26 protein-coding genes are annotated in these 26215 nt (G+C 67.2%); 16 read left to right on the forward strand and 10 right to left on the reverse strand.

Going from position 1 to position 26215, the window contains the following annotated elements; all coding sequences use genetic code 11:
• Nucleotides 1–31 precede the first annotated feature (31 nt).
• Complete coding sequence (thiD, locus tag M9799_RS15365) at nt 32–919, forward strand: bifunctional hydroxymethylpyrimidine kinase/phosphomethylpyrimidine kinase (protein WP_231042196.1); 888 nt, start codon at nt 32–34, stop codon at nt 917–919.
• A gap of 5 nt (nt 920–924) precedes the next feature.
• On the opposite strand, the gene M9799_RS15370 is transcribed toward thiD, so the two are convergent.
• A complete protein-coding gene (locus M9799_RS15370; protein ID WP_231042692.1) occupies nt 925–1383 on the reverse strand; it encodes an SH3 domain-containing protein in 459 nt (152 codons plus the stop codon).
• A 659-nt stretch (nt 1384–2042) separates the two neighbouring features.
• On the opposite strand from M9799_RS15370, the gene M9799_RS15375 reads away from it, so the two are divergent.
• Both M9799_RS15375 and M9799_RS15380 read left to right on the forward strand, forming a co-directional pair.
• The gene (locus M9799_RS15375; RefSeq protein WP_263725522.1) at nt 2043–2441 is read left to right on the forward strand and encodes a hypothetical protein; all 399 of its coding nucleotides are present in this window, start codon (nt 2043–2045) and stop codon (nt 2439–2441) included.
• A 117-nt stretch (nt 2442–2558) separates the two neighbouring features.
• Nucleotides 2559–2798, forward strand: coding sequence for a hypothetical protein (locus M9799_RS15380; protein ID WP_231042198.1), 240 nt, complete (start codon nt 2559–2561; stop codon nt 2796–2798).
• A gap of 100 nt (nt 2799–2898) precedes the next feature.
• Here M9799_RS15380 and M9799_RS15385 read toward each other — a convergent pair whose 3' ends face one another.
• The 5 genes from M9799_RS15385 to M9799_RS15405 form a co-directional block, all read right to left on the reverse strand.
• Nucleotides 2899–3684 (reverse strand): foldase protein PrsA, encoded by a 786-nt coding sequence (locus tag M9799_RS15385; protein WP_231042199.1) that lies wholly within the window; start codon nt 3682–3684, stop codon nt 2899–2901.
• A gap of 72 nt (nt 3685–3756) precedes the next feature.
• Nucleotides 3757–4029, reverse strand: coding sequence for a BolA family protein (locus M9799_RS15390; RefSeq protein WP_231042200.1), 273 nt, complete (start codon nt 4027–4029; stop codon nt 3757–3759).
• Complete coding sequence (locus tag M9799_RS15395; protein ID WP_231042201.1) at nt 4026–4592, reverse strand: septation protein A; 567 nt, start codon at nt 4590–4592, stop codon at nt 4026–4028. Before M9799_RS15395 ends, M9799_RS15390 begins: the two co-directional genes overlap by 4 nt.
• Nucleotides 4593–4653: 61 nt before the next feature.
• Complete coding sequence (msrB, locus tag M9799_RS15400) at nt 4654–5067, reverse strand: peptide-methionine (R)-S-oxide reductase MsrB (RefSeq protein WP_231042202.1); 414 nt, start codon at nt 5065–5067, stop codon at nt 4654–4656.
• Nucleotides 5064–6557 carry a protein adenylyltransferase SelO gene (locus tag M9799_RS15405; protein ID WP_231042203.1) on the reverse strand — a complete coding sequence of 498 codons (1494 nt, stop codon included), beginning with the start codon at nt 6555–6557 and terminating at the stop codon, nt 5064–5066. The genes msrB and M9799_RS15405 overlap by 4 nt, the downstream gene beginning before the upstream one ends.
• Nucleotides 6558–6695: 138 nt before the next feature.
• Between M9799_RS15405 and M9799_RS15410 the strand changes: the two genes are divergently transcribed.
• The 13 genes from M9799_RS15410 (at nt 6696) to M9799_RS15470 (ending at nt 22443) form a co-directional block, all read left to right on the forward strand.
• Nucleotides 6696–8333 (forward strand): 3-(methylthio)propionyl-CoA ligase, encoded by a 1638-nt coding sequence (locus M9799_RS15410; RefSeq protein ID WP_231042204.1) that lies wholly within the window; start codon nt 6696–6698, stop codon nt 8331–8333.
• Between the two features lie 328 nt (nt 8334–8661).
• On the forward strand, nt 8662–9897 hold the full coding sequence (locus M9799_RS15415; RefSeq protein ID WP_231042205.1) for a branched-chain amino acid ABC transporter substrate-binding protein: 1236 nt from the start codon (nt 8662–8664) through the stop codon (nt 9895–9897).
• Between the two features lie 72 nt (nt 9898–9969).
• Entirely contained in the window at nt 9970–10923 is a 954-nt protein-coding gene (locus tag M9799_RS15420) for a branched-chain amino acid ABC transporter permease (RefSeq protein ID WP_231042206.1), read from the forward strand.
• Between the two features lie 2 nt (nt 10924–10925).
• Nucleotides 10926–12284 (forward strand): branched-chain amino acid ABC transporter permease, encoded by a 1359-nt coding sequence (locus M9799_RS15425; protein ID WP_231042207.1) that lies wholly within the window; start codon nt 10926–10928, stop codon nt 12282–12284.
• Entirely contained in the window at nt 12281–13060 is a 780-nt protein-coding gene (locus M9799_RS15430) for an ABC transporter ATP-binding protein (RefSeq protein WP_231042208.1), read from the forward strand. The genes M9799_RS15425 and M9799_RS15430 overlap by 4 nt, the downstream gene beginning before the upstream one ends.
• 2 nt (nt 13061–13062) lie before the next feature.
• Nucleotides 13063–13758 carry an ABC transporter ATP-binding protein gene (locus tag M9799_RS15435; RefSeq protein ID WP_231042209.1) on the forward strand — a complete coding sequence of 232 codons (696 nt, stop codon included), beginning with the start codon at nt 13063–13065 and terminating at the stop codon, nt 13756–13758.
• Nucleotides 13759–14183: 425 nt separating this feature from the next.
• Nucleotides 14184–16283 (forward strand): 3-hydroxyacyl-CoA dehydrogenase NAD-binding domain-containing protein, encoded by a 2100-nt coding sequence (locus tag M9799_RS15440; RefSeq protein WP_231042210.1) that lies wholly within the window; start codon nt 14184–14186, stop codon nt 16281–16283.
• 38 nt (nt 16284–16321) lie between these two features.
• Complete coding sequence (locus tag M9799_RS15445; RefSeq protein WP_231042211.1) at nt 16322–17497, forward strand: acetyl-CoA C-acyltransferase; 1176 nt, start codon at nt 16322–16324, stop codon at nt 17495–17497.
• A gap of 61 nt (nt 17498–17558) precedes the next feature.
• A complete protein-coding gene (locus M9799_RS15450; protein ID WP_231042212.1) occupies nt 17559–19370 on the forward strand; it encodes an acyl-CoA dehydrogenase in 1812 nt (603 codons plus the stop codon).
• 38 nt (nt 19371–19408) lie between these two features.
• The gene (locus M9799_RS15455) at nt 19409–20077 is read left to right on the forward strand and encodes a response regulator transcription factor (protein WP_231042213.1); all 669 of its coding nucleotides are present in this window, start codon (nt 19409–19411) and stop codon (nt 20075–20077) included.
• Entirely contained in the window at nt 20074–21444 is a 1371-nt protein-coding gene (locus M9799_RS15460; RefSeq protein ID WP_231042214.1) for an ATP-binding protein, read from the forward strand. Before M9799_RS15455 ends, M9799_RS15460 begins: the two co-directional genes overlap by 4 nt.
• A gap of 88 nt (nt 21445–21532) precedes the next feature.
• Nucleotides 21533–21943 carry a YgiW/YdeI family stress tolerance OB fold protein gene (locus M9799_RS15465; protein WP_231042215.1) on the forward strand — a complete coding sequence of 137 codons (411 nt, stop codon included), beginning with the start codon at nt 21533–21535 and terminating at the stop codon, nt 21941–21943.
• Between the two features lie 200 nt (nt 21944–22143).
• Nucleotides 22144–22443, forward strand: a complete 300-nt coding sequence (locus tag M9799_RS15470; protein WP_231042216.1) for an ankyrin repeat domain-containing protein — start codon at nt 22144–22146, stop codon at nt 22441–22443.
• A gap of 33 nt (nt 22444–22476) precedes the next feature.
• Here M9799_RS15470 and M9799_RS15475 read toward each other — a convergent pair whose 3' ends face one another.
• The 4 genes from M9799_RS15475 to M9799_RS15490 form a co-directional block, all read right to left on the reverse strand.
• Nucleotides 22477–24033, reverse strand: coding sequence for a PhnE/PtxC family ABC transporter permease (locus tag M9799_RS15475; protein WP_231042217.1), 1557 nt, complete (start codon nt 24031–24033; stop codon nt 22477–22479).
• On the reverse strand, nt 24024–24839 hold the full coding sequence (locus M9799_RS15480) for a phosphonate ABC transporter ATP-binding protein (protein ID WP_231042218.1): 816 nt from the start codon (nt 24837–24839) through the stop codon (nt 24024–24026). The genes M9799_RS15475 and M9799_RS15480 overlap by 10 nt, the downstream gene beginning before the upstream one ends.
• A 12-nt stretch (nt 24840–24851) precedes the next feature.
• A complete protein-coding gene (locus M9799_RS15485) occupies nt 24852–25733 on the reverse strand; it encodes a putative selenate ABC transporter substrate-binding protein (RefSeq protein WP_231042219.1) in 882 nt (293 codons plus the stop codon).
• A gap of 167 nt (nt 25734–25900) precedes the next feature.
• Nucleotides 25901–26206: a hypothetical protein gene (locus M9799_RS15490; protein ID WP_231042220.1), complete on the reverse strand. Its 306-nt coding sequence runs from the start codon at nt 26204–26206 to the stop codon at nt 25901–25903.
• Nucleotides 26207–26215 lie beyond the last annotated feature (9 nt).

Consider the following 26215-nt stretch of genomic DNA (forward strand, 5'->3'; position numbering starts at 1 on the left):
CAGGGTATGGGATGAACCCTAAAATGCGCCCATGACAAACCCTCTCCCGGCGGACTTCGCCCAGGTGCCCGGCGCGGCGCCTGCTCCCGTGCGCGTTGCGCGCTACCTGCGCGTACTCTCCATTGCCGGCTCCGACAGCGGCGGCGGCGCGGGCATCCAGGCCGACCTGAAGACCTTCAGCGCGCTGGGCTGCTATGGCATGACGGCCATTGCCGCGATCACCGCGCAGAACACCTGCGGCGTGCGCGCGATCCACGCGGTGCCGGCCGAGATGCTCAAGGCGCAGATCGATGCCGTGGTGCAGGACATCGGCGTCGATGCCGTGAAGATCGGCATGCTGGCCACCCCCGACACGGTGCGCGTCGTGGCCGACGCCATCCGCGAATACCAGTTGCCGCACGTGGTGCTGGACCCGGTGATGGTGGCCACCAGCGGCGACCGCCTGGTGGCGGCCGAGACCGCCGATGCGCTGGTGCGCGAGCTGTTTCCACTGGTGGAGCTGATCACGCCGAACCTCGACGAGGGCGGCTGGCTGCTGGGCCAGTCCATCGACGGCCCCACGGCGCTCGAAGCCGCCGCGCGCCAGCTGCTGGCGCTGGGCGCGCCGGCCGTGCTGCTCAAGGGCGGGCATCTGCCCGGCAACTGGGTCGTGGACCAGCTGGTGGAGCGCAGCGGCGCGGGCCAGCGTTTCGAGTCCGAGCGCATTGCCACGCACAACGGCCACGGCACGGGCTGCACCCTGTCATCGGCCATTGCCTGCGAACTCGCGGCTGGCGCGGCGCTGCCCGAAGCCGTGGCGCGCGCGCGCGCCTATATCCTGGGGGCCATTGCCGCTGGCGCCCAGGTGCGCACCGGCAGCGGCCATGGACCGCTCAACCATGGCTACGCGCCGCTGGCGCAAAGGATCGTGCGGAGATAGGCCGCTTACCAGCCCCAGCCCAGGCTCTTTGCGATCCAGCCCTGCTGGCCGTTGTCGCGCCGCACCTGGGCCCAGCTGCCGGATTTCTTCAGCGTGCGCACCACCTCGTGCTGCTCGAGCCTTGCCACGCGCTTGAACTTCGTGCCGGGCCCAGAGCGCAGATTGGCGCTGCGCGCGGTGATCACCATGTGCGGTGTCTTGGCCGTCAACGGCGAGTGCACCCAGCCCAGGCTCGATTCGAAGTCGCGAACCTTGAGCCACTGGCCCTGGCGCTGCGTCACCTGCAATGGATAGCCCCGGCCCAGCTCCCACAGCGTGGCCGAACGGGTGTTGGGTTTCTCGCGCACATTCACCGACTCTCCCCGGATGCTCACGAAGTGGGGGGCGGCACTTGCCAGGGTGGGGGCCAGGGCGCCCAGGGCCAGGCTGGCGGCGGCAAGGAAATGCGGGAAGCGGCGGGGCATGGACAGCACGGAAGAGGCTCCTGTTCAAACGTCGAGATTGAAAAAAAGCCTGTGTGAGTCCAGCCCCGGAAGTGAAGTTCCGGAGCGTGGCGAAAAGAATTGCAAACCCCTTCGGCCTGCGCCGTTGCCGCAGGCCGAAGGCAGTATCCCTCAATGCCCAAGCTGCGGCAAAGGCCTGATCGTGGTGCTATCAGTCACTATTGTTACTTGATTTGCGCTTGCCCTGCCAACATCGCCGCACCCCATTCCAAGTGAGGTCCAAAGCCCGTCAGGCGGGCTCTCGATCCGGTCTGGGATCCTGGATCGGAGGCGCCGTTCCAGGGGCTGCCGGTGGGTCTCCAATGGGCATTTCCTCTGGCTGTTCAGAAGGCAGTGGCGACGGGACGGGTGGATCGTTCGGTTGTGGTCGGTGCATTTCGTTCCTCGATGGCTGATTGAACCATGGAGACGATACAAGCTGTTGAGTGAATTCAACTTGTAAGTGAAACCGGTTGAAACTTACTTCCGGGTTACGCGAGTTGGCGAGCCCGTCTGTTAGAACTGACGCATTGACGACTATTCGTAACCTGTTTGGACGAAATCGGCTTACAGACAAGGAGCTCAAATTGTTTTACGAGTTTGAACGCCGTGCAGTCGCCTTCCTGAAGCGCGTTGAAGGCATGGAGCCCTGTGCTTCCCGCCAGCAGGCCTATGACAGCCTGCTGCGCCACTGGCACGCGGTCGAGTCCAGCTACCACGACGACAAGGCGTATCTCGATGCCTTGCTGAAGAAGAAGATGTCGGAAGACAACGACTGGCACTGCCTTGATGGCGATCCCTGCTACTGGCAGAGCCCCAAGGTACCGCAGCTGCGCATCTACATCCATGACGACGGGGCGATCGTCATCCAGCGCCTGGGCGGCTCGCGCGAGGGCCGCATCCTGTTTGCGTCGACGTCTGCCCAGCCTGCGTTCCATCCACCAAGGCCGGCAGACGCAAAGGAGCCCATCCAGGGCTTCGCCAGCGCCGTCCAATCCGCGGCGACTTCCAAGCCGGAGCAGTCGCTGTCGAAGATGTGAGCGTTCCGGGCCTTGTCTCCCCATGGCCTACGTGGCTGCGGCCTGTGCACCGGCCCCGCGCCTCGGCCCGAGCAGTTAATTTTGAAGCTTTCTTTCATCGCCTCAAGGAGCACTGCCATGGAAAAGAGCGTCAAGGATTGCGTCCACGAAATGATCAGCTATGACGATGCGCGCGTCAGCGCGCCGTATGAACATGAAACCACGGCCTTGCTCGGTCTGGGCCTGCTGATGTGTGCCCTGCGTGCCCCGGGCCGCGGCCGCGCCGTGCTGCATGCCACCCTGGCCGGCATCCTGTTCGCGCGCGCCGCGTCCGGCACCGACGGCCTGCGCAAGTGGGCCAACGTGCCGCGTCCCTGAGGCGCCGGCGCCGCCGCACGGCGGTGCCAGCACACAGAACGAAAAAAGCGGCCGAGGCCGCTTTTTCCATGCCGTGGCGCCCATCCAGGCGCCATCCGGATCACTCCACCTTGGCCTTGGCGCGCAGGCCTTCCTGGAACTGGATCAGCTTCTGCTGCTCCAGCTGCTGGGCCACCTGGGGTTTGACGTCCTCCAGCTTGGGCAGCTCGGCCTGGCGGGTATCGTCCAGGCGAATGACGTGCCAGCCGAACTGGCTCTTGACGGGCGTCTGGGTGTAGCTGCCCTTTTGCAGCTTGACCATGGCTTCGGTGAACTCGGGCACGAAGCTGTTGGCGTTGGCCCAGTCCAGGTCGCCGCCGCGCGCGCCCGATCCCGGGTCCTTGGATTGCTTCTTGGCGATCTCGGCGAAGTTGCCGCCCTGCTTGAGCGAGGCGATGATGGCCTTGGCTTCTTCTTCGGTCTGCACCAGGATGTGGCTGGCGCGGTATTCCTGGCCCTGGTTGGCGGCCACGAACTTGTCGTATTCCGCCTTGATCTCGGCATCGGTCACCGGGTTCTTCTTGCGGAAGTCCTCGAACAGCTCGCGGATCAGCACGGTCTGGCGGGCCAGTTCCATCTGCGACTTGTACTCGGGGGAAGCCTCGAGGCCGCGGCGGCGTGCTTCCTGCATGAAGACTTCGCGCGCAATGACTTCTTCCTTGATCTGGCTTTCGATCTCGGGAGACATGGGACGGCCCGAGCGTTCGATCTGCTGCTTGAGCACTTCCACGCGTTCCTTGGGAACGGGCTTGCCGTTGACGATGGCCAGGTTTTGGGCCGAAGCACCCAGGGCAGTGCCGCCCAGAACGGCAGCCGTCACCAGGCTGGACAAGAACTGTTTATTCATGCGAATTTCCGAAAGAAAGGTAGGGAACCGTGGAGGCTCCACGTTGCCAGGCCCCGAAAGGCAGGCCTGTAGTCAAAGCACTTCAATGGCGATGGCATGAACACCCTGGTCAATGAAGTCTTGCAGCGCATCATACACAAGGCGATGGCGTGCCACGCGCGCGCGCCCGGCAAATTCCGGGGCCGCGATGCGCACCCTGAAATGGGTGCCGAAACCCGTGCCGTTGGCACCCGCATGGCCCGCATGCTGGTGGCTTTCATCGATGACTTGCAGCACCGTGGGCGCCAGGCGCGCGCGCAGTGCAGCCTCCATGGCTTCGGCGCTTATCGCGGGCAGCGCGCTCATGGCAGTTCCTTGGGCGCGGCGGCGGCTTCGGCGCCGTCTTCCTTCAGGTAGCGGCTCAGATACAGCGCCTGCGCCACCACGAACACCAGCATCAGGCCCATGCCGCCAAACAGCTTGAAGTTGACCCAGGTGTCGGTGTTGAAGTGGTAGGCGATCCACAGGTTGAGCGCGCCCATGCCGGCGAAGAACGCAGCCCAGGCCCAGTTGAGCCTGAGCCAGACGGCCTCGGGCAGCTGCAGCTGGGCGCCCATGACCGAGCGCAGCAGGTTCTTCTTGAACAGCAACTGGCCGCCCAGCAGCGCGCCGCCCATGAGCCAGTACAGCACGGTGGGTTTCCACTTGATGAAGGTTTCGCTCTCCGCCAGCAGCGTGGCGCCGCCAAACAGCACGATGACGCCCAGGCTCACCCATTGCATGGGTTCGACCCGGCCGTTGCGCAGGCGCAGATAGGCGATCTGCACCACCGTGGCCGCGATAGCCACGGCCGTGGCCGCATAGATGCCCCAGACCTTGAAGGCCACGAAGAACAGGATGATGGGGAAGAAGTCGATCAGGAGTTTCATGGGGCTCGCGGGCCAAGGGGCAATAGGGCACGGCCGTTGCGGCGGGCGGCGGCCGTGTGGGTCAGGACGTGCTGGGCGAGAAGTCCAGCGACGCCGAGTTCATGCAGTAGCGCAGGCCCGTGGGCTGCGGGCCGTCTTCGAACACATGGCCCAGGTGCGCGCCGCATTGCGCGCAGACGGTTTCGGTGCGCGTCATGCCATGGCTGTGATCGACGATCTCGCGGATGGTTCCGGGAAGGGCCTGCGAAAAACTCGGCCAGCCGCAGCCGGCATCGAACTTGGTGCCGGAGGCAAACAGCTTGGCGCCGCAGCAGATGCAGTGGTAGCTGCCGTCTGCCCAGTGCTGCTCGTACTTGCCGGTGTAGGGGCGCTCGGTGGCCGCGTGGCGCGTGATCTGGTAGGCGCCGGGCTCGGCACCCTTTTCCTGCAGCACGGCGTGCCACTCGGCGTCGGTTTTCTGTGTGGGAAAGCTCATGATGAACAGCTGATGGCGATGGAAGAAGCCCATTCTGGCGCAAATCCGGACCATTGCGCATGTTCCGGATGGGTATCGTAAGGTCGTTGCAGCACCTGCTGCAGCTGGTGCAGCACGCTGAAATCGCCTTCGCTGGCGGCGCGGATCGCCAGTTCGCCCAGGTGGTTGCGCAGCACGAAGCGTGGGTTGGTGCGGCGCATCAGCGCGGCGGCACTGGCGCCATCGGACTGCACCAGGCGCGCGGAGTAGCCGACCAGCCAGCCGTCCCAGCCCTCGCGGTCGAGGAAGAGGTCGCGCACCGGCGTGAAATCGCCCGATTCCACGGCCTCGGTCAGGCGCAGCCAGAACACCGTGTAGTCGACGCGGTTGGCTGCCAGCAGCGCCAGCAGCTGTTCGATCAGCGTGCCGTCGCTGTCGCTGCGCTGCACGTCGTCCTGGGCCTGCGCCAGGCCCAGCTTGGCGCGCATGCGCGTGAGAAAGGCCTGCGCGAACACCGCCTTGTAGGTGGACAGGGCAGCCACTGCCGGCTCTTCCGTCTCGATCAGCGGCATCAGCGCCTGCGCCAGGCAGAACAGGTTCCAGTAGGCGACCTGGGGCTGGCGGTTGAAGGCATAGCGGCCCTGCACGTCGCTGTGGTTGCAGATGTGGCCCGGGTCGAAGGTGTCGAGGAACTGGAACGGGCCGTAGTCGATGGTGAGCCCGAGGATGCTCATGTTGTCGGTGTTCATGACGCCATGGCAAAAGCCCACGGATTGCCACAGGGCCAGCAGTTCGGCGGTGCGCTCGCTCACGGCCTGCAAAAGCGCGGCCGCGGGGTTGGCGGCCTTGCGGCAGGCGGGGTAGTAGCGGTCGATCACGTAATCGGTCAATGCGCGCAGCTCGGGCTGCATGTCGCGCGCGGCGAAATGCTCGAAATGCCCGAAGCGGATGAAGCTGGGCGCCAGGCGCGTGACCACGGCCGCGGTCTCGCGCGTCTCGCGCTGCACCGCCAGCGGCGAGCCGGTGACGGCCAGCGCGCGCGTGGTCGGGATGCCCAGCGCATGCATGGCCTCGCTGCACAGGAACTCGCGGATGCTCGAGCGCAGGACGGCACGGCCGTCGCCGCCGCGCGAATAGGGCGTGCGGCCCGCTCCCTTGAGCTGGATCTCGGTGTTGCCGAAGGTCTCGCCCAGCAGGATGGCGCGCCCGTCGCCAAGCTGGCCGGCCCAGACGCCGAACTGGTGGCCGCTGTAGACCGTGGCCATGGGCTGGCTGCCGGGCAGCAGCTGGTTGCCGCTGAGCGCCTGCAGCGCCTCGTCGCTTTGCAGCCAGTCCGGCGGCAGCGCCAGGGTGTTGGCGGCATCCTGGCTCACGGCCACCCAGTAGGGCGCGGGCACGGGCGTGGGTTGCAGCGCGGTGAAGAATGCCGGGCCCAGCGCGGCAAAGCCGGGTTGCCAGCCCCAGACGGGGCCGCCGGCAGGATCGGGGCGGGTGGGGTCGAGCGGGTTCATGGCGTTGATTGTGACCCACCGCGGGCGACCTGGGCCAATGTCGGGCCATCCGTTACCTTGGTGACAGTCCGCTGACCGCGGCGCGCAATCGCGCGTTAGGATGGATGGATAAAACATCTGGGAACAAGGAGACCATTCATGCTGGGATTGATGCAAAGCCAACCGCTGCTGATTTCGTCGCTGATCGATTTCGCGGCCCGCCACCATGGCGATGCCGAGATCGTCTCGCGCCGCGTGGAGGGCGACGTCCACCGCTATACCTACCGTGAGCTGTCGGCGCGTTCCAAGCAGTTGGCCAACGCCCTGGGCGCGCTGGAGCTGGCGCATGGCGACCGCGTGGCGAGCCTGGCATGGAATGGCTACCGCCACATGGAGATGTATTTCGGCGTCAGCGGCTCGGGCCGCGTGCTGCACACCATCAATCCGCGCCTGCACCCGGATCAGGTGGCCTGGATCGTGGGCCATGCCGAAGACCGCGTGCTGTGCTTCGATCTCAGCTTCCTGCCGCTGGTGCAGGCCATCCATGCCAGGTGCCCGACGGTGCGCAAATGGGTGGCGCTGTGCGACGCCGACCGGCTGCCCGCGGACAGCGGCATTCCCGGCCTGTGCAGCTATGAGGAGTGGATCGGCGCGCATTCGGCCGACTACGACTGGCCGCAGTTCGACGAGAACACCGCTTCGAGCATGTGCTACACCAGCGGCACCACGGGCAACCCCAAGGCCGCGCTCTACAGCCACCGCTCGACCACGCTGCATGCCTATGCGGCCGCGCTGCCCGACGTCATGGGCATCTCGGCGCGCGATGCGGTGCTGCCGGTGGTGCCGATGTTCCACGTCAACGCCTGGGGCGTGCCGTATTCGGCCGCGCTCACGGGCGCAAAGGTGGTGTTTCCCGGCCCGGCGCTCGACGGCAAGTCGCTCTACGAGCTGATCGAGGCCGAGGGCGTGACCTATGCCGCGGGCGTGCCGACGATCTGGCAGATGCTTCTGGGCTACATGCAGCCCCATGGCCTGCGCTTCAGTTCGCTCAAGCGCACGGTGATCGGCGGCTCGGCCTGCCCACCGGCCATGATCACCACCTTCCAAGACTACGGCGTCGAGGTGCTGCATGCCTGGGGCATGACCGAGATGAGCCCGCTGGGCACGCTCTGCACGCTCAAGAACAAGCACCTCGATATGCCCGGGGACGAGAAGATGAAGATCCTGCAGAAGCAGGGCCGGGCGATCTACGGCGTGGACATGAAGATCGTCGGCCATGACGGCCAGGAGCAACCCTGGGACGGCAAGACCTATGGCGACTTGCTGGTGCGCGGGCCATGGATCATCGACAGCTATTACAAGGGCGAGGGCAGCCCGCTGGTCTATGACGAACAGGGCCGCGGCTGGTTTCCCACGGGCGATGTCGCCACCATCGACGCCGACGGTTTCATGCAGATCACCGACCGCAGCAAGGATGTGATCAAGTCCGGCGGCGAATGGATCAGTTCCATCGACATCGAGAACATCGCCATGGCGCACCCGGCCGTGGCGATGGCGGCATGCATCGGCATGCCGCACCCGAAATGGGACGAGCGCCCGATCGTCGCCGTGGCGCTCAAGCCCGGCGCGCAGCTGGGGCGCGAGGAGCTGCTGCGCTTCTACGAGGGCAAGACGGCCAAGTGGCAGATTCCCGATGATGTCGTGTTCGTCGATGCAATTCCGCTGGGGGCCACGGGGAAGATGCTGAAGACGCGGTTGCGGGAGCAGTTGAGGGATTACCGGTTGCCGGGGGTTTGAGTTTGGGTGTCTGCCCGGTAGCGGGCGGGTATGGGTGTTTGTAGGGCTGGCCATCCATGCTTCGACAGGCTCAGCATGAATGGTTGTCGACGGGCCCGGCACGAACGGAAACTACCGTTCGCCCTGAGCCTGTAGAAGGGTGAACGGCCCACCTACAAACACAAAGCACAGATCTTGCGCCATGCACTGCCTCAGTGCATGGCGCTTCTTCATTCTCATCGGAAATACCCAGTCACCTGCGCGATACCCGCTAGGGCAATCCCCATCCCAAGCTCGAAGGTCAAGCCGCTACGCTGCATTTGCTTATCCACCATAAGGAGACAGACAAATGAAGTTCGCTTTAAAGGCAGTGGCGGCAGCGGTTGTTCTGGCAGGCACGGGCGGCGCTATGGCCCAGCAGGGCGAGACGGTGAAGATCGCCTGGCTCGATCCGCTGTCCGGGCTGATGGCGGCGCTGGGATCGAACCAGCTCAAGAGCTTCCAGTTCCTGGCCGAGGAGTTCAGCAAGAAGAACCCGGCGGGGGTCAAGTTCGAGGTGATAGGCATCGACAACAAGCTCAGCCCGCAGGAGACCACCAGCGCGCTGCGCTCTGCCATGGACCAGGGCGCGCGCTATGTCGTGCAGGGCAACGGCTCCGGCCCGGCGCTGGCGATCATGGATGCGCTGGAAAAGCACAACGCGCGCAACAAGGGCAAGGAGGTCGTCTACCTCAACTACGCGGCGGTGGACCCGGACCTGACGAACAGCAAGTGCAGCTACTGGCACTTTCGCCTCGACGCCGACACCTCGATGAAGATGGAGGCGCTCACCACCTACATGAAGGACCTTCCCGACGTGAAGAAGGTCTACCTCATCAACCAGAACTACGCGCACGGCCACCAGGTCGCGAAGTATGCCAAGGACATGCTGGCCAGGAAGCGCCCCGACGTGCAGATCGTCGGCGACGACCTCGCGCCGCTGGCGCAGGTGCGCGACTTCTCACCCTATATCGCCAAGATCAAGCAGTCGGGCGCCGACTCGGTGATCACCGGCAACTGGGGCTCGGACCTGGCGCTGCTGATCAAGGCGGCGAACGACGCGGGCCTGAACAACGTCAAGTTCTACACCTATTACGCGATTGCCACGGGCGCTCCCACGGCCATGGGCGCGAATGCCGCGGGCAAGGTGTACATGGTCGGCTACGGCCACCTGAACCTGCCCGGCGAGATCGGCCGCATCGTCACCGACTTCAAGAAGCGCTTCAACGAGGACATGTACACCGCCTCGGTGTTCAACGCCTTCGCGATGCTGACCGAGGCCTTCCAGCGCACCAAGTCCACCGACCCGGTCAAGGTCGCGGCGGCCATGGAGGGAATGAAGTTCAAGGGCTTCAATGGCGAGGTCGAGATGCGCAAGAGCGACCACCAGCTGCAGCAGGGCCTGTACATCAGCCGCTGGGAAAAGGCCGGCGGCAAGTATCCGATCGACTCGGAAAACACCGGCTATACGCTGGCGCCCGTCAAATACTTCGAGCCCTATGTGGCCAGCACGCCGACCTCGTGCCAGATGAAACGCCCGTCTTGATCTCCTGGGCCAAGTGACGCCGAGGGGGCACGCGCCCCCTCCCTTTGACGGCTTTCTCTTCCGGGTCTCCAGATGACTGCTGAATTCTTGACGATCTCGCTGCTCAACGGCGTGAGCTACGGGCTGCTGCTGTTCATGCTCAGCTCGGGGCTGACGCTGATCTTCAGCATGATGGGCGTGCTCAACTTCGCCCACACCAGCTTCTACATGCTGGGCGCCTATTTCGCCTACACGCTCAGCGGCGTGGTGGGCTACTGGCCGGCGCTGTTCATCGCGCCGCTGCTGGTGGGGGCGCTGGGGGCGCTGTTCGAGCGCTACAGCCTGCGCCGGGTGCACCGGTTCGGCCATGTGCCCGAGTTGCTGGTCACCTTTGGCCTGTCCTATCTGATCCTGGAGATCGTGCAACTGGTCTGGGGCCGGGGCACGGTGCCTTACGCGCTGCCGCCGCAACTGCAGGGCCCGCTGTTCACGCTCTACGGCACGCAGTTCCCCAAGTCGCGCTCCTTCGTGATGCTGGTGGCGCTGCTGATGCTGCTGGCCGTGTGGCTGATGCTCACGCGCACGCGCATCGGCCTGGTCATCCAGGCCGCGCTCAAGCACCCGGAGATGGCGCAGGCGCTGGGCCACAACGTGCCGCGCGTGTTCATGCTGGTGTTCGGCGGCGGCTGCGCGCTGGCCGGCCTGGCGGGCGTGATCGGCGGCAACACCTATGTGACCGAGCCGGCCATGGCGATGTCGGTGGGCTCGATCATCTTCGTGGTGGTGGTCGTGGGCGGCATGGGCTCGCTGGCCGGAGCCTTCCTCGCCTCGCTGCTGATCGGCATCGTGCAGAGCTTTGCGGTGGCGCTGGACTATTCGATGGTGAATTTCCTCAGCGCGCTGGGCACCAGGGTGACCGAGCAGAGCTTCGGCTATCCCGTGCTGAAGCTGACCATTTCGCAGATGGCGCCGATCCTGCCCTATCTGTTTCTGGTGCTGATACTGATTTTCCGGCCCAAGGGCCTGCTTGGCACCCGCGAGGATTGACCATGAACACTTCCACCCCCACCTTGGCGGCCGGCAAGGCCGGGCCCGCGGGCGCGGTGCGGCCTGCCGCTGCGGCGGCAGCCTACCGTTTCAAGCCCCTGAATATCGGCCGCTTCATCCTCTGGACGCTGTTCGCGCTGGCGCTGGCCGTGGCGCCGCATCTGTTCACCAGCAGCCTGGCGCTCACGATGCTCAGCCAGATCGGCTACCTGATCATCATCTGCCTGTCGTACAACATCCTGCTGGGGCAGGGCGGCATGCTGAGCTTCGGGCATGCGGTGTATACCGGCATGGGCTCGTTCATTGCGATCCATGCAATGAACAGGATCGGCGGCGTGGAGATCCCGCTGGTGCTGATCCCGGTGGTCGGCGGGCTGGGCGGCATGTTCTTTGCCGTGCTGCTGGGCTATGTGACCACGCGCAAGTCCGGCACCACCTTTGCCATGATCACGCTGGGCATCGGCGAGCTGGTGGCGTCGATGGCGCTGATGTTTCCCGAGTTCTTTGGCGGCGAGGGCGGCATCACCACCGACCGCGTCTACGGGCAGCCCTTCCTGGGCATGGATTTCGGCCCGGCGATCGAGGTCTACTACCTCATAGCCGTCTATTGCTTCGTCTGCACCGCGCTGATGTTCGCCTTCACCGGCACGCCGCTCGGGCGCATGCTCAACGCGGTGCGCGACAACCCCGAGCGCGTGGAGTTCGTGGGTTACAACACCCAGCGCGTGCGCTGGTTCTCGTTCATCATCGCGGGCTTCTTTGCCGGCATCGGCGGGGGGCTGGCGGCCATCAACTTCGAGATCATCACCGCCGCCGACAGCGTGAGCGTGATGCGCTCGGGCAGCTACCTGCTGTTCACCTTCCTCGGCGGCGCGACCTTCTTCTTCGGGCCGATCATCGGCGCGGTGCTGCTGGTGTTCGCCTCGATCCTGCTGTCGGAGCTGTCCAAGGCCTGGCTGCTGTACCTGGGCCTGGTGTTCCTGTTCATGGTGATGTATGCGCCCGGCGGCGTGGCCAGCCTGATCATGATGAATCTGCGCGTGGCGAAGTTCGGCCGGCTCGGGCGGCTGCTGCCCGGCTACGCGCTGCTGGCGGCGTGCGCGCTGGCGGGCGTCGCGGGCCTGGCGGCGGTGGTCGAGATGATCTACCACCTGCAGCTCAATGCCGCTTTGGGCGACCAGCTGCGCTTCATGGGCCTGTTGCTCGACACGCGCAGCAGCGCGAGCTGGACAGGGGCCATTGCCTTGCTGTTGCTCGGCGGTGGCGCTTTCGAGCTGGTGCGCCGGCGCTTCGTGCGCCAGTGGAGCCAGGTCCAGGAAGAAATCGAAGGGCAGATCAAACGCGGGGAGGCACAGCCATGACACAGACCACCTATGCACTGGAACTCAGGGACCTGCACAAGCGCTTCGGCAAGACCGACATCATCCGCGGGGTGAACCTTGCCGTCACAGCCGGCGAACGCGTGGCGATCATCGGCCCGAACGGCGCCGGCAAGTCCACGCTGTTCAACCTGATCAGCGGGCGCTTTGCTCCCAGCAGCGGCGAGGTGCTGCTGCATGGCCAGCGCATCGACGGCAGGAAGCCCTTCGAGATCAACCGCATGGGGTTGTCGCGCAGCTTCCAGATCACCAACATCTTCCCCAAGCTCAGCGTGTTCGAGAACCTGCGCTGCGGCGTGCTGTGGAGCATGGGCTACGGCTACAGCTTCTGGCGCTTCCTGTCGCGGCTGCACGATGCGAACGCGCGCGCCGCGCAGCTGATGCAGATGATCCAGCTCGAGAGCAAGCGCGACGTGCTGGCCATGAACCTGACGTACGCCGAGCAGCGCGCGCTGGAGATCGGCATCACGATCGCGGGCGGGGCCAGCGTGATCCTGCTGGACGAACCCACGGCCGGCATGAGCAACAGCGAGACCGCGCGCTTCATCCAGCTGATCAAGCAGGTGACCGAAGGGCGCACGCTGCTCACCGTGGAGCACGACATGGGCGTGGTGTTCGGCCTGGCCGACAAGATCGCGGTGGTGGTCTATGGCGAGGTGATTGCCTTCGACACCCCCGACAAGGTGCGCGCCAATGCGCGCGTGCAGGAGGCTTATCTGGGATCGGCCGTGGCCGATCAGCAGGCGGGAGCGCACTGAAGATGCTGAAGATCGCCAATCTGCATGCCTATTACGGCAAGAGCCATGTGCTGCACGGCGTGGATTTCGAGGTGCGCCCCGGCGAGATCGTCGCGCTGCTCGGGCGCAACGGCTCGGGCCGCTCGACCACGGCCAAGGCGGTGATGGGACTGGTGGACTGGGAGGGCACCCTCGAATGGAAGGGCAGGCCGCTGGCTGGCTGCAAGGCCTACGAGATCGCGCACCTCGGCATCGGCTATGTGCCCGAGAGCCGCGATGTCTTCCCCAACCTCACGGTGCACCAGAACCTGCTGCTGGGCCGCAAGGGCAACGGCCGCGGCAGCCGCTGGAGCTTCGACGACATGTACGCGATGTTCCCGCGCCTCAAGGAGCGCCAGCACACCGAGGCCGGCGTGATGTCGGGCGGCGAGCAGCAGATGCTGACCCTGTGCCGCACGCTGATGGGCGACCCGGACCTGATCATCATCGACGAGCCCACCGAGGGCCTGGCGCCGAAGATCGTGGAACTGGTCGGCGAATATCTCCAGACCATCAAGTCGCGTGGTGTGGCGGTGCTTCTGATCGAACAGAAGCTGACGATTGCCATGCGCATCTCGGACCGGGCGCTGGTGATGGGGCATGGGGCGATCGTGTTCGATGGGACGCCCGAGGGGTTGCGGGCCGATGATCGGGTGCGCAGGGAATGGCTGGAGGTGTGAGGGGAGGGCCGTGCTGCTCGGGAAGGGCGTGCCTGGGCCCGAGGGCAGGCCGTCCATGGTTCGACGGGCTCACCACGAACGGTGAGGCGTGAGCGCAGCGCCTATTTATCCATTCGTCCTGAGCCTGTCGAAGGATGAACTATCCGTTCGTCCTGAGCCTGTCGAAGGATGAACTATCCGTTCGTCCTGAGCCTGTCAAAGGATGAACTATCCGTTCGTCCTGAGCCTGTCGAAGGATGAACGTCCTGTCCTCGAGTTGCTGCGGATTCCTTGCCCTGTCGGACAGTCAGGAAAGTGCCTCGTCTGGCACCACCCCGGCGCCCCGGCCTTGTCCCTGGCGAGACAAACCCCCCCTGTTCATCTCCCCCCAACTTCCTACAATAAATCGCACGATCGTTCTTTTCCATTCCACAAGGGACCTCCGCATGAGCGCTGACTACCAGAAGGACGGGCAGATTGCCGTCATCACGCTGAACAATCCGCCGGTCAACGGCCTGGGCCTGGCGACGCGCCGGGCCGTGGTCGAGGCGCTGAACCAGGCCAATGCCGATGCCGAGGTCCAGGCCATCGTCATCACCGGCGCGGGCAAGGCGTTCTCGGGCGGGGCCGACATCACCGAATTCGGCACCGAGCGCGCGACGCAGGAGCCGCACCTGCTGTCGGTGATCGGCGCCATCGAGCAATCGGCCAAGCCGGTGGTCGCGGCCATCCATTCGGTGTGCATGGGCGGGGGGCTGGAGCTGGCGCTGGGCTGCCATTACCGCGTGGTGGCGCCGGGCACCTCGGTGGCGCTGCCCGAGGTCAAGCTGGGCCTGCTGCCCGGCGCCGGCGGCACGCAGCGCCTGCCGCGCGTGCTGGGGCTGGAGACGGCGCTGAACATGATCGTCAGCGGCGAGACGGTGAAAAGCGAACTGCTGGCCCAGATTCCCGGCCAGAAGCTGTTCGATGTGGTGGCGGCCTCGGCCGACAGCCTGCGCGCCGAAGCCCTGGAGTTTGCGCGCGGGATTGCGGACCGGCGCCCGCTGCCGCTGGTGCGCGAGCTGCCCTGCAAGCATCCGCAGGCCGAGGCCTATCTGCAGTTTGCGCGCAATATGGTCAAGGGGATGTCGAAGAACCTCCCCGCGCCGCTCAAATGCGTCGATGCCGTTGCGGCCGCCGCACAGCGCAAGTTCGAGGCCGGCATGCAGCTCGAGCGCGAACTGTTCACGCAGCTGATGTTCACGCCCGAGTCGCGCGCGCTGCGCCATCTGTTCCTGGCCGAGCGCGCGGCATCGAAGATTGCCGATGTGCCCGCGGACACCCCGGTGCGCGAGATCCGCACGGTGGGCGTGATCGGCGCCGGCACCATGGGCGGCGGCATTGCCATGAACTTCCTCAACGCCGGCATCCCGGTCACCATTCTGGAGACCAGGCAGGAGGCGCTGGACCGAGGCCTGGCGACGATTCGCAAGAACTATGAGGCGCAGGTCAAGAAGGGCAAGCTCAAGCAGGACAAATACGAGGAGCGCATGGGGCTGCTCACGCCCACGCTGTCCTATGACGATCTCAAGCACGCCGATCTGATCATCGAGGCCGTGTTCGAGGAGCTGGGCGTGAAGGAGCAGGTGTTCAGGCAGCTCGATGCCGTGGCCAAACCCGGCGCGATCCTGGCTTCCAACACCTCGACGCTCGATGTCGACAGGATCGCGGCGTTCACCCAGCGCCCGCAGGATGTGGTGGGCATGCACTTCTTCAGCCCGGCCAATGTGATGAAGCTGCTGGAGGTGGTGCGCGGCCGGGAAACGGCCAAGGAGGTGCTGGCCACCGTCATGCAGCTGGCGAAGAAGATCAGGAAGACGGCGGTGGTGTCGGGCGTGTGCGACGGCTTCATCGGCAACCGCATGATCGAGCAATACAGCCGCCAGGCCGGCTTTCTGCTCGACGAGGGCGCCACGCCCCAGCAAGTGGACCAGGCGATAGAGAAGTTCGGCTTTGCCATGGGGCCGTTCCGCATGGGCGATCTGGCGGGCAACGACATCGGCTGGGCGATCCGCAAGCGCCGCGCCGTGGAGCAGCCGGACATGAAATACAGCGCCACGGCCGACCGGCTTTGCGAGCTGGGCCGCTTCGGCCAGAAGACCGGCGCCGGCTGGTACGACTATGCCCCCGGCAAGCGCGATGCCATCCCCTCCGAACTGGTCAACGAGATGATCGCGCAGCACCGCAAGGACCAGGGCATCACGCCGCGCAGGATCTCCGACGAGGAAATCGTGCAGCGGCTGGTGTTCTCGCTGGTCAACGAGGGCGCGCACATCCTCGAGGACGGCATCGCGGGCAAGTCCGGCGATATCGACATGGTCTATCTGACGGGCTACGGCTTCCCGATCCACCGCGGCGGGCCCATGCATTACGCGGGCGAAGTGGGCTTGATCAACGTGGTGCAGGCCATGCAGCGCTTCGCGCAGAACCCGCATGACGACGCGCGGTTCTGGCAGCCCGCGCCGCTGCTGGCGCGCCTGGCGGCCGAAGGCAAGAGCTTCAGCTGATGCCCCGCTCCGAAACGAACTGAATCCAAGGATATCGAATGACCTCCGCAGTGATTGTCTCCACCGCCCGCACGCCTCTCACAAAAAGCTGGAAGGGCGCCTTCAACATGACCCATGGCGCGACGCTGGGCGGCCATGCCGTGAAGCACGCCGTGCAGCGTGCCGGCATCGACCCGGCTGCTGTCGATGACGTGCTGATGGGCTGCGCCAACCCCGAGGGCGCGACCGGCGCGAACATCGCACGCCAGATCGCGCTGGCCGCAGGCCTGCCCGTGACGACTTCGGGCATGACCATCAACCGTTTCTGCTCCTCTGGCCTGCAGACCATTGCCACCGCGGCGCAGCGCATCATCGCCGGCGAGGGCGAGGTCTACGTGGCCGGCGGCGTCGAGTCGATTTCCTGCGTGCAGCAGGAGATGAACAAGCACATGCTGCAGGACCCGGCGCTGCTGCGCAGCAAGCCCGAGATCTACTGGAGCATGCTGCAGACCGCCGAGAACGTGGCGCAGCGCTATGGCATCGGGCGCGACGCGATGGATGAATATGGCGCGGCCAGCCAGCAAAGGGCCTGCGCGGCGCAGGCCGCGGGCCTGTTCGACGCGGAGATCGCGCCGATCACCGTCACCGCCGGCGTGGTGGACAAGGTGCGCGGCCTGATCACGCAGCAGCTCACCGTGTCGAAGGACGAAGGCACGCGCGAGGGCACGACCAGGGAAGGCATCAGCGGCCTGCGCAGCGCCTTGCCCGGCGGGCTGATCTCGGCCGGCAATGCCAGCCAGTTCTCGGATGGCGCGGGTGCCTGCGTGGTGGTCAGCGAGGAGTATGCGGGGCGCAGCGGCCTGACGCCCATGGGCCGCTTCCTGGGCTTTGCGGTGGCCGGCTGCGAGCCCGACGAGATGGGGATCGGCCCGGTGTTCGCGGTGCCCAAGGTGCTCGGGAAACTGGGCCTGACGGTGCAGGACATCGATCTGTGGGAGCTCAACGAGGCCTTTGCGGTGCAGGTGCTCTATTGCCGCGACCGGCTGGGCATTCCCGCCGACCGCCTGAACGTCAACGGCGGCGCGATTGCGCTGGGCCATCCCTATGGCGTGTCGGGCCAGCGGCTCACGGGCCATGCGCTGATCGAAGGCAAGCGCCGTGGCGCCAGGCGCGTGTGCGTGACGATGTGCATTGGCGGGGGCATGGGCGCGGCCGGCATCTTCGAGGTGCTGTAAGCGTCTGTGCGTCTGTTTCCGGGCCGCGGCGTGCGGCCTTTTTCGGCATCGAGGAGTGGCCATGGCTTTGCGCGCGACGCTGGATTTCCTGTTGTATGACTGGCTGCAGGTGCAGTCGCTGACGGCACGCGGGCGCTTTGCCGACCATTCGCGCGAGACCTTCGACGCGGTGCTCGACACCTGCGAGCGCATCGCTCGCGAGAAATACGCGCCCTTCAACCGCACCGTCGATACCCAGGAGCCGCGCCTCGATGGCGAGAAGGTGGTCCTGCCCGAATGTACCCGTGCGGCGCGGCTGGCCTATGCCGAGTCGGGCATGCTGGGCGCTGCGCAGGACTATGCCATCGGCGGCATGCAGCTGCCCTATGTGCTGGAAGCGGCGGCCAACAGCTTCTTTGCCGCGGCCTCCATCAGCATCAGCGCGCACCTGCTCACGACGGGCAGCGCCAGCGCCCTGATGGCGCATGGCAGCGCGCTGCAGAAAGAGGTCTTTGCGCACAATGAATTCAATGGCCGCTGGGCCGGCACCATGTGCCTGTCCGAGCCGCAGGCGGGGTCCTCGCTGTCGGATATCACGACGCGCGCAACGCCGGATGGGGACGATCCGCTGGGCCCGCGCTACCGGCTGACGGGCAACAAGATGTGGATCTCCGCGGGCGACCATGAGATCACCGAGAACATCGTGCATCTGGTGCTGGCGAAGATTCCCGGCGATGACGGCAGGCTGCCTGCGGGCGTCAAGGGCATCTCGCTGTTCATCGTGCCCAAGCATCTGGTGGACGTCCACGGCGCGCTGACGGGCGAGCGCAACGATGTGGCGCTGGCCGGGCTGAACCACAAGCTGGGCTGGCGCGGCACCACCAATACGCTGCTGAATTTCGGCGAGGGCAGGTACCCCGTGCGCGGCGCGGCCGGTGCCATTGGCTACCGCGTGGGCGAGCCAGGCCGCGGGCTGCAGTACATGTTCCACATGATGAACGAGGCGCGCATCGCCATCGGCATGGCCGCCACCATGCTGGGGCTGGCCGGCTATTACGCCAGCCTCGATTACGCGCGCAGCCGCCCGCAGGGCCGGCCGATGGAAGCCGGCGGCAAGGATGCGACCCAGCCCCAGGTGCGCATCATCGAGCATGCCGATGTCAAGCGCATGCTGCTGGCGCAGAAGGCCTATGGCGAGGGCGCGCTGGCGCTGAACCTGTACTGCGCGCGGCTGGTGGACGAGCAGCACACCGGGGGGCCGCAAGCCGCTGATGAGGCGCGGCTGCTGCTGGAGGTGCTTACGCCCATTGCCAAGAGCTGGCCCAGCGAATTCTGCCTGGAGGCCAATTCCCTGGCCATCCAGATCCACGGTGGCTACGGCTACACGCGCGAATTTCCCGTGGAGCAGTACTGGCGCGACAACCGGCTCAACATGATCCACGAAGGCACGCATGGCATCCAGGCGCTGGACCTGCTGGGGCGCAAGGTGCGCATGGAGGGCGGGCGCGGCCTGCAGCTGCTGGCCGGGCGCATCGAGGCGTGCATCGAGGCAGCGGCCGGCACGGAGCTGGCGGATGCCGCCGCGCAGCTGGCTGGCGCGCTGCGGCAGGCGCTGCAAGCGACCGAAGCCGCGTGGGCCACGGGCCGGCCGGCCGAGGCGCTGGCCAATGCCGTGCCCTATATGCAGGCGCTGGGCCATGTCGTGCTGGCGTGGATGTGGCTGGACGTGGCGCAGGCCACGCTGCGCGCCGATGCGCAGTCGCCCGCCAACGTGGGCCGACGCGCGGCGGCGCGCTATTTCTTCCATTACGAGTTGCCGCGCATCGGCGCCTGGCTGCGGGTGGTGCGCGAACGCGACATGACCTGCGCGGAAATGGACGAAGCCGGCTTCTGAATCAGATTCGCTTCATCTTTGTGCGTTAGGGTCGGGGCATGCGCATACTCCTGATCGAAGACGACCCCTCCCTTGGCAGCTCGCTGCAGTCCTGGCTGCAGCTCGATGGCTATGCCGTGGACTGGCTGCAGCGCGGCGACCAGGCCGCGGCGGCGCTGGCCACGCACAGCTACCAGTGCGTGCTGCTCGACCGCGGCCTGCCGGGGCTCGATGGCGACGCCGTGCTGCGCGCGCTGCGTGCGGCCGGCGCGCCCGGCGCCCAGCTGCCGGTGATCATGATCACCGCGCGCGACACGCTGGCCGAGCGCGTGCAGGGGCTGGACCTGGGCGCCGATGACTATCTGGTCAAGCCCTTCGATCTCGAGGAACTGTCGGCGCGCGTGCGCGCGGCATTGCGCCGCGGCACCCCTCAGCAGACACCCGAGCTGCGCCATGGCGCGGTGGCGCTGGACCCGGCCGCCAAGCGCGTGACGCTCGATGGCGCGCCGCTCACGCTCACCGCACGCGAATTCGCGCTGCTGCAGGCGCTGATGCGCCACCCCACGCATATCCTCAGCCGTGCGCAGCTGGAGGAGGCGCTCTACGGCTGGGGCGAGGAGGTCGAGAGCAATGCCATCGAGGCGCATGTCTACAACCTGCGCAAGAAGCTGGGCAGCGGCTTCATCGTGACGGTGCGCAACCAGGGCTACGGGCTGGCGGCGCCATGAAATTCGCTTCGTGGCAGCCCTGGCGCCGCAACGAGACCGCGGGCTGGTCGCTGCGCCGGCGCCTGCTGCTGATGGTGATGGGCAGCAGCCTCACGCTGTCGCTGGTCAGCCTGGCGATCGTCATCGGCGTCGCCTGGTTCGCCACCAGCGAAGTCTTCGACGAGGCGCTGGAGGAGGGCTCGCGCCTGGTGCTGCAGCTGGGCTCCGAGGCCGATGCCGCGGCCGGGCGGCAGGAGCTGCACGACAGCCACGGCAAGGCCATGAAGCTGCGCATGTACTACCAGATCGTCGCGCCCGACGGCCGCGTCATGCTGCGCGGCGAGGACACGCCGGACACGCCCTTCGTGGGCGAAAGCGTGAAAGCCAAGGAATGGGCCAATGTCTGGGCCGATGGCGAGCTCTGGCGCGTGCATCTGCGCCGCGCCGCAGATGGCAGCGTGGCGCAGGTGGCGCAGCCGGTCGAGGAGCGGCTGGAGCTGTTGGCCGACATGGCCGAAAGCCTGGCTTGGCCCGCGCTGGCACTGCTGGTGCTGCTGGGCCTGGTGAGCTGGGTGCTGATCCGCCGGCTGCTGCGGCCGCTGGAAGACGCGGCGCTGCGCATTGGCGCGCGCACGCCCGGCGATCTGGCGCCGGTGGCCGTGCCCGACCCGCCGCGCGAGCTGCAGACCATACTCGACGCGCTCAACGCGCTGTTGGCGCAGCTGGGCACGGCGCTCGACAGCGAACGGCGCTTCACCAGCGACGCGGCGCACGAGCTGCGCACGCCGCTCGCCGCGCTGCGCATGCGCGTGCAGCTCATCGAGCGCGAACTGAAGCTGCCGGGCCACCACCTGCAGCAGCTGCGCGCCGACCTGGACCGCTGCACCGGGTTGATAGAAAGCCTGCTGGCGCTGGCGCGCCTGGAGCCCCAGGCCGAGCCGCTGCCGCGCGAGGCGGTGGACCTGGCGGCGCTGATCGATACGCTGGACCCGGCACCGGCACGCGCCAAGGGCATGCGCCTCGAACGCGCATTGGCGGTGCCGGCGCTGCAGGCCACGCCCGCGCTGCTGGCCAGCGCGCTGCGCAATCTGGTGGACAACGCGGTGCGCTATGGCGGCGAAGGCGGGCGGGTGCGCATCGAATCCGCGCGGCTTGCCGGCGGCGGCGTGCGGCTGGCGGTGCGCGATGATGGCCCGGGCGTGGCGCCGGCCGAACGCCAGCGGCTGGGCGAGCGCTTCTTCCGCGTGCTGGGCACGGGGCAGCCGGGCAATGGGCTGGGCCTGTCGATCGTGGCGCGCATCGCGGCGCTGCATGGCGCGGCGCTGCACTTCGAGGAGGGGCTGGAGCGGCGCGGCCTGGGCGTGGTGCTGGATTTCCCGCAGTCTTGAGGTGGCATCAGATTGCCTTCAGCTTCGCGCTATCCAATACATACATACCGCAGCACGCGGCCCTTCGATCCACCAAAGGAGTGACACTATGCGTACCATTGCTTCCACCCTGACCCTGTCCGCACTGCTGGCCCTGGGCACGGCCGCGGCCACCGCCCAGCCCGCGGGCTACACCGGCCCGAGCAATGCGGCCAAGCCCGCAGCCCAGGGCAGCTACAGCGGCCCGAGCAATGTGCCGCTGCTGACCGTCAAGCAGCTGCTCGATACCGGCAAGGACGACCAGCATGCGCGGCTGCAGGGCCGCATCGTCTCGCACGATGGCGGCGACCGCTATACCTTCGAAGACGCCAGCGGCCGCATCAGCATCGAGATCGACGACGAGGACTTCCCCGCGGGCCAGACCATCGGCGCCGACCAGCGCGTCGAACTGCTGGGCGAATTCGACAAGGGCCTGCGCAAGACCGAGTTCGAGGTCGACCGCATCACGGTGCTGCGCTGAGCGGCTGGCAGCAGGCGGTTCGCGGGATACGCGGCATGCGGCGCCATCGGCCCGCGTTCCCCGCTCCTTCGGACCGCCGGGCAGCGCACCCTGAAAACGACCTGTGGATGTGGAAAACACTTCTCTCCCGATGCCTCGATGCCGCAGGCCGGCAGGCGCATGCTGCGGCGCATGGCCCTGAAGCGGCGCCCGCGCCAGGCATGCATGCTCCGCATGCGCTGCTGCGCGCCGCCACGCGCGGCGACCTGGCAAGGGTCGAGGCGCTGCTGAAAACCGGCTTGGACCTCGAAGCCCGCGACCGCGGGGGCATGACGGCGCTGATGCTTGCCGCGCAGAGCGGGCATGCGGCCGTGGTGCATGCCCTGCTGGCGGCGGGCGCCGATCTCGATGCCAGGGACGCCAGAAACTGGTCGGCGCTCATGATTGCCGCGCAGGCAGGGCAGCCGTCCATCGTGCGGGCCCTGGCGGACGCAGGCGTGGGCCTCGGGGCGCCGTGCTGAGGCAGGGCCATTGCCGCGGCCCTGCCGGCAAGCTCACCCCATGCGCCGGCGCAGCCGGGCGCTGGCATGGTCCACGGCCATCGACAGCAGCAGCATGGCGCAGATCACCGTGGCCGCCTGCGCGTAGTGGAACAGCGAAAGCTCGAAATACAGCAGCTGCCCCAGGCCGCCCGCGCCCACGAAGCCCAGGATCGCCGCCATGCGGATGTTCATTTCCCAGCGATAGAGCGTGTAGGCCGCGAGCTGCGGTGCGGCGCCGGGCAGCGTGCCGAACACAAAGGCCAGGCCCCGCCCCGCGCCGCTCAGGCGCAGCGCCGTGGCCGGTGCGCGCGGCGCGTTCTCGAGCGCCTGCGCATACAGCCGCCCCAGCACCCCGCCGGTGTGCAGCGCCAGCGCCAGGGCCCCGGCAAAGGGCCCCAGGCCCACCGCCAGCGCGGTGATGGTGGCCCATACCAGCTCCGGCACCGAGCGCAGCAGATTCAGCAGGAAGTGGCTCGCGGGCCGCATCGGCGCCAGCGCCAGCAGCAGGCCCAGCACGGCCGCCAGCAGCGTGCCGACCACCGAGATCGCCAGCGTCTCCCAGGTGCCCAGGGCCACGCGGCGCAGCCAATCGGCGCTCAGATCCATGGGGAAGAAGCTGGCGATGAACTGGCCCATGGCGCCGGCCGATTCGCGCGAGAACAGCGCCGCGAAGTCCATGTCCAGCAGCCTGAAGCTGGCCCAGACCGCCAGCAGCAGCGCCAGCAGTCCGCCGGCGCTGCGCCAGCCCCAGGGTGAACGCTGCGCGCCGGGCGCGGCATCGAGCGCGCGGCGCAGCAGATGCGACAGGGCATCGGCGGCGAATACCAGCGCCAGGAAGGTGATCAGGATGCTGGAGGCTTCGCCGCCATTGAGCATCTTCATCGACTGGTCCATCAGCTGGCCCAGCCCGCCCGCGCCGACGAAGCCCATCACCACCGAGGCGCGGACCGCGCATTCCCAGCGGTAGACGGTATATGACACCAGCTCCTTCGCCGCCTGCGGCACCAGCCCGTAGAGAATGGCCAGCGGCCGGCGCGCGCCGCTGTGCAGCAGCGCGCGCGCGGGGGCGGGGTCGGCGGATTCGAGGATTTCGGCGTAGACCTTGGCCAGCATGCCGCCATAGGTCAGCCCCAGCGCCAGCACGCCCGCGGCCGGCCCCAGCCCGAACACGCGCACGAACACCAGCGCCCACACCAGCTCCGGAATGCCGCGCAGCACCGTGAGCAAGCCGCGCACCAGCGGGTTCAGCGGGCGCCGCTCGCGCCCCGCGGCGCTGGCCAGATAGGCCAGCGGCACGCCCAGCGCGCAGGCCAGCACCATGCCGGCCGTGGCAATCGCCAGCGTCTGCAGCGTGGCCTGGCCCAGATAGCCCAGGAACTCGCCGCCCGTGGCCGGCGGCAGGAAGGCGCCGAGGAAACTGCCGATGACCTGCAGGTTGCCGGCCTCGAACAGCGCGCCCGGGCGCACCTGCGCCGCCTCGAACAGCGGCCAGAGAATGCACAGCGCCAGCAGCGCCTGCGCCAGGCGTCCGCGGCTGGCGGGGTCGCGCGTTGCGGGATCTAGCGGCATGCGTTCATGGGCAACGGCGTGGCTGCAAGCGGCAGCAGTGCAGGCAGCTGCTGGCCTTCGCCGGCATACAGCGCCTGCAGCTGCGTTTCGCTCACCTGGTCCGCGGGCAGGTCGAAGGCGATGCGCCCGGCCTGGATGCCGACGATGCGCGCGAAGCAGCCCAGCGCGAGATCGACCGCATGCAGGCTCGCCACGAGCGTTGCGTCGCGCGCGCGCGCATCGTCGACCAGCAGCCGTATGGTCGCCAGCGCCAGCGCCGGGTCCAGCGCCGACACCGGTTCATCGGCCAGCACCAGCGCGGGCTGCTGGTACAGCACGCGCGCGATGCCGGCGCGCTGCAGCTGCCCGCCCGAGAGCTGGTCGCAGCGCGCGAACAGCTTGCCCTCGAGTTCGACACGCGCCAGCGCGGCGCGCGCGCCGGGGATATCCATGGGATAGGCGAGCGAAGCCAGCGCCTTCCACGCCGGCCATTGGCCCAGCCGGCCCGCCAGCACGCTGGTGACGACGCGCTGGCGCGCGGGCAGGGGCGGTGCCTGGTGTACGGTGCCGATGCGCGCGCGCAGCCCGCGCAGCGCATGGGCGTTCAGCGCCTGCAGGTCATTGCCCAGCACCTGGACCGAGCCGCGCAGCCGCTGCGGCTGCGCCGCCCACGCCGTGCCCAGCACCGACAGCAGCGAGGTCTTGCCCGCGCCCGAGGGGCCGATCAGCGCAATGCTCTCGCCCTGCGCCGCCGCCAGCCGGATATCGGCCAGCGCCGTGCTGCCCTGCCCGTGGGTCAGGCCCACGCCGTCCAACGCAAAGCTCATGCGGCGCGTGTCTTATTTCAGCAGGCCGGCCGACTTGGCGGCGTCTTCGATGCCGACGTAGTTCTTCGCCTCGGTCGGGATGAACTTCGAGGCGCGCTGCAGGGCCAGGATCTCCTTGTGCTGCGGATTGGCCGGATCGAGCTGCAGGAAGGCCTGGGTGAGCTTGCTGACCAGCGCCGGGTCCAGGTCGCCGCGCACCGTCCAGTTGTAGTCGAAATAGGGCGGCGTGGTGGCAAAGACGCGCACCTTGCCGGTGTCGACCTTCTTTTCCTCGACCAGCTTGTCCCAGACCGAGGCGTTGAGCACGCCGGCCTCGGCGCGGCCCGCGGCAACGAAGGCCACCGTGGCGTCATGCGCGCCGGAGAAGGCGACGTTGCGGAAGTCCTTTTCGGGGTTCAGGCCCGCCTGCTGCAGGAAAAAGCGCGGCATCAGGCTGCCGGAGGTCGAGGAGGGCGCGCCAAAGGCAAAGCTCTTGCCCTTGAGGTCGGCGAGTGCCTTGACCTGCGGATTGGCGGTGATGAACTTGGAGGTGAAGCGCGCATCTTCCTCGCGCTGCACGATCGGAATGGCGGTGCCGTTGGTGCGGATCTTGGCCTGCACGAAGGTGAAGCCGCCGAGCCACGCCAGGTCGAGCTTGCGCGTGGCCAGCGATTCGACGACGGTGGCGTAGTCGGTGACAGGGGTGAAGACCACCTTCATGCCGGTCTGCGCTTCCAGATACTTGCCCAGCGGCGCGAACTTGCGCTGCAGCTCGGTGGGGGCCTCGTCGGGAATGGCCGACACCCGCAGCACATTGTCGGCGGCCAGGGCGGGCAGAGCACCCAGGGACGAGGCGGCAATGACGCAAGATAGCGCTGAGCTCAGCGCAAGGCGGCGGGTGGTGGTGTGACGCATGGGGGTTCCGGTTCGGTTGCAGCCGCCCCGCGCGGATGGCAGGGCAGCCGGATCTATACCAGACGCGGCTTCGATGCCTGCCGCGTCCTGGCGCTCGCGGTGCATTGTAGTGACGGCCGCTGCCCCGTGCTGCCGTCTGCGTTGTATCCTACTGCGCTTGCGCCATCTCAGCTGAAGCGCACCTCGAAGAAGCTGCTTTCTCCGTCGCCCAGCCCCTGCATGCCGGCCTGGGCCGCGGCGCTGCTGGCCTTGGTCCAGCGCGCGAACACCGCCTTGGCCTCCTCGGTGATTTCCTCAGGCGGTGTTTCCTCCAGGCCCAGCACGCATTCCAGCGCCAGCGCCACCTGTTCGGCACCGCCGAGCTGGCGTTCCATCACGCGCGCATAGCGCGCCTCGGCACGCTGGCGCTCCTGTTCGGGCAGGCCGGGGTAATCGCACAGAGAGACGGTATAGAAGGTTTCCACAGTGTCCATGATCGGTCG

This window comes from Comamonas endophytica, assembly GCF_023634805.2.
Lineage (GTDB): Bacteria > Pseudomonadota > Gammaproteobacteria > Burkholderiales > Burkholderiaceae_C > Comamonas > Comamonas endophytica.

What these genes read in the sequence shown, in the direction of transcription:
- thiD (WP_231042196.1), top strand. Translation starts at nt 32, where the DNA reads ATGACAAACCCTCTCCCGGCGGACTTCGCCCAGGTGCCCGGCGCGGCG.
- M9799_RS15370 (WP_231042692.1), bottom strand. Translation starts at nt 1,383, where the DNA reads ATGCCCCGCCGCTTCCCGCATTTCCTTGCCGCCGCCAGCCTGGCCCTG.
- M9799_RS15375 (WP_263725522.1), top strand. Translation starts at nt 2,043, where the DNA reads ATGGAGCCCTGTGCTTCCCGCCAGCAGGCCTATGACAGCCTGCTGCGC.
- M9799_RS15380 (WP_231042198.1), top strand. Translation starts at nt 2,559, where the DNA reads ATGGAAAAGAGCGTCAAGGATTGCGTCCACGAAATGATCAGCTATGAC.
- M9799_RS15385 (WP_231042199.1), bottom strand. Translation starts at nt 3,684, where the DNA reads ATGAATAAACAGTTCTTGTCCAGCCTGGTGACGGCTGCCGTTCTGGGC.
- M9799_RS15390 (WP_231042200.1), bottom strand. Translation starts at nt 4,029, where the DNA reads ATGAGCGCGCTGCCCGCGATAAGCGCCGAAGCCATGGAGGCTGCACTG.
- M9799_RS15395 (WP_231042201.1), bottom strand. Translation starts at nt 4,592, where the DNA reads ATGAAACTCCTGATCGACTTCTTCCCCATCATCCTGTTCTTCGTGGCC.
- msrB (WP_231042202.1), bottom strand. Translation starts at nt 5,067, where the DNA reads ATGAGCTTTCCCACACAGAAAACCGACGCCGAGTGGCACGCCGTGCTG.
- M9799_RS15405 (WP_231042203.1), bottom strand. Translation starts at nt 6,557, where the DNA reads ATGAACCCGCTCGACCCCACCCGCCCCGATCCTGCCGGCGGCCCCGTC.
- M9799_RS15410 (WP_231042204.1), top strand. Translation starts at nt 6,696, where the DNA reads ATGCTGGGATTGATGCAAAGCCAACCGCTGCTGATTTCGTCGCTGATC.
- M9799_RS15415 (WP_231042205.1), top strand. Translation starts at nt 8,662, where the DNA reads ATGAAGTTCGCTTTAAAGGCAGTGGCGGCAGCGGTTGTTCTGGCAGGC.
- M9799_RS15420 (WP_231042206.1), top strand. Translation starts at nt 9,970, where the DNA reads ATGACTGCTGAATTCTTGACGATCTCGCTGCTCAACGGCGTGAGCTAC.
- M9799_RS15425 (WP_231042207.1), top strand. Translation starts at nt 10,926, where the DNA reads ATGAACACTTCCACCCCCACCTTGGCGGCCGGCAAGGCCGGGCCCGCG.
- M9799_RS15430 (WP_231042208.1), top strand. Translation starts at nt 12,281, where the DNA reads ATGACACAGACCACCTATGCACTGGAACTCAGGGACCTGCACAAGCGC.
- M9799_RS15435 (WP_231042209.1), top strand. Translation starts at nt 13,063, where the DNA reads ATGCTGAAGATCGCCAATCTGCATGCCTATTACGGCAAGAGCCATGTG.
- M9799_RS15440 (WP_231042210.1), top strand. Translation starts at nt 14,184, where the DNA reads ATGAGCGCTGACTACCAGAAGGACGGGCAGATTGCCGTCATCACGCTG.
- M9799_RS15445 (WP_231042211.1), top strand. Translation starts at nt 16,322, where the DNA reads ATGACCTCCGCAGTGATTGTCTCCACCGCCCGCACGCCTCTCACAAAA.
- M9799_RS15450 (WP_231042212.1), top strand. Translation starts at nt 17,559, where the DNA reads ATGGCTTTGCGCGCGACGCTGGATTTCCTGTTGTATGACTGGCTGCAG.
- M9799_RS15455 (WP_231042213.1), top strand. Translation starts at nt 19,409, where the DNA reads ATGCGCATACTCCTGATCGAAGACGACCCCTCCCTTGGCAGCTCGCTG.
- M9799_RS15460 (WP_231042214.1), top strand. Translation starts at nt 20,074, where the DNA reads ATGAAATTCGCTTCGTGGCAGCCCTGGCGCCGCAACGAGACCGCGGGC.
- M9799_RS15465 (WP_231042215.1), top strand. Translation starts at nt 21,533, where the DNA reads ATGCGTACCATTGCTTCCACCCTGACCCTGTCCGCACTGCTGGCCCTG.
- M9799_RS15470 (WP_231042216.1), top strand. Translation starts at nt 22,144, where the DNA reads ATGCATGCTCCGCATGCGCTGCTGCGCGCCGCCACGCGCGGCGACCTG.
- M9799_RS15475 (WP_231042217.1), bottom strand. Translation starts at nt 24,033, where the DNA reads ATGCCGCTAGATCCCGCAACGCGCGACCCCGCCAGCCGCGGACGCCTG.
- M9799_RS15480 (WP_231042218.1), bottom strand. Translation starts at nt 24,839, where the DNA reads ATGAGCTTTGCGTTGGACGGCGTGGGCCTGACCCACGGGCAGGGCAGC.
- M9799_RS15485 (WP_231042219.1), bottom strand. Translation starts at nt 25,733, where the DNA reads ATGCGTCACACCACCACCCGCCGCCTTGCGCTGAGCTCAGCGCTATCT.
- M9799_RS15490 (WP_231042220.1), bottom strand. Translation starts at nt 26,206, where the DNA reads ATGGACACTGTGGAAACCTTCTATACCGTCTCTCTGTGCGATTACCCC.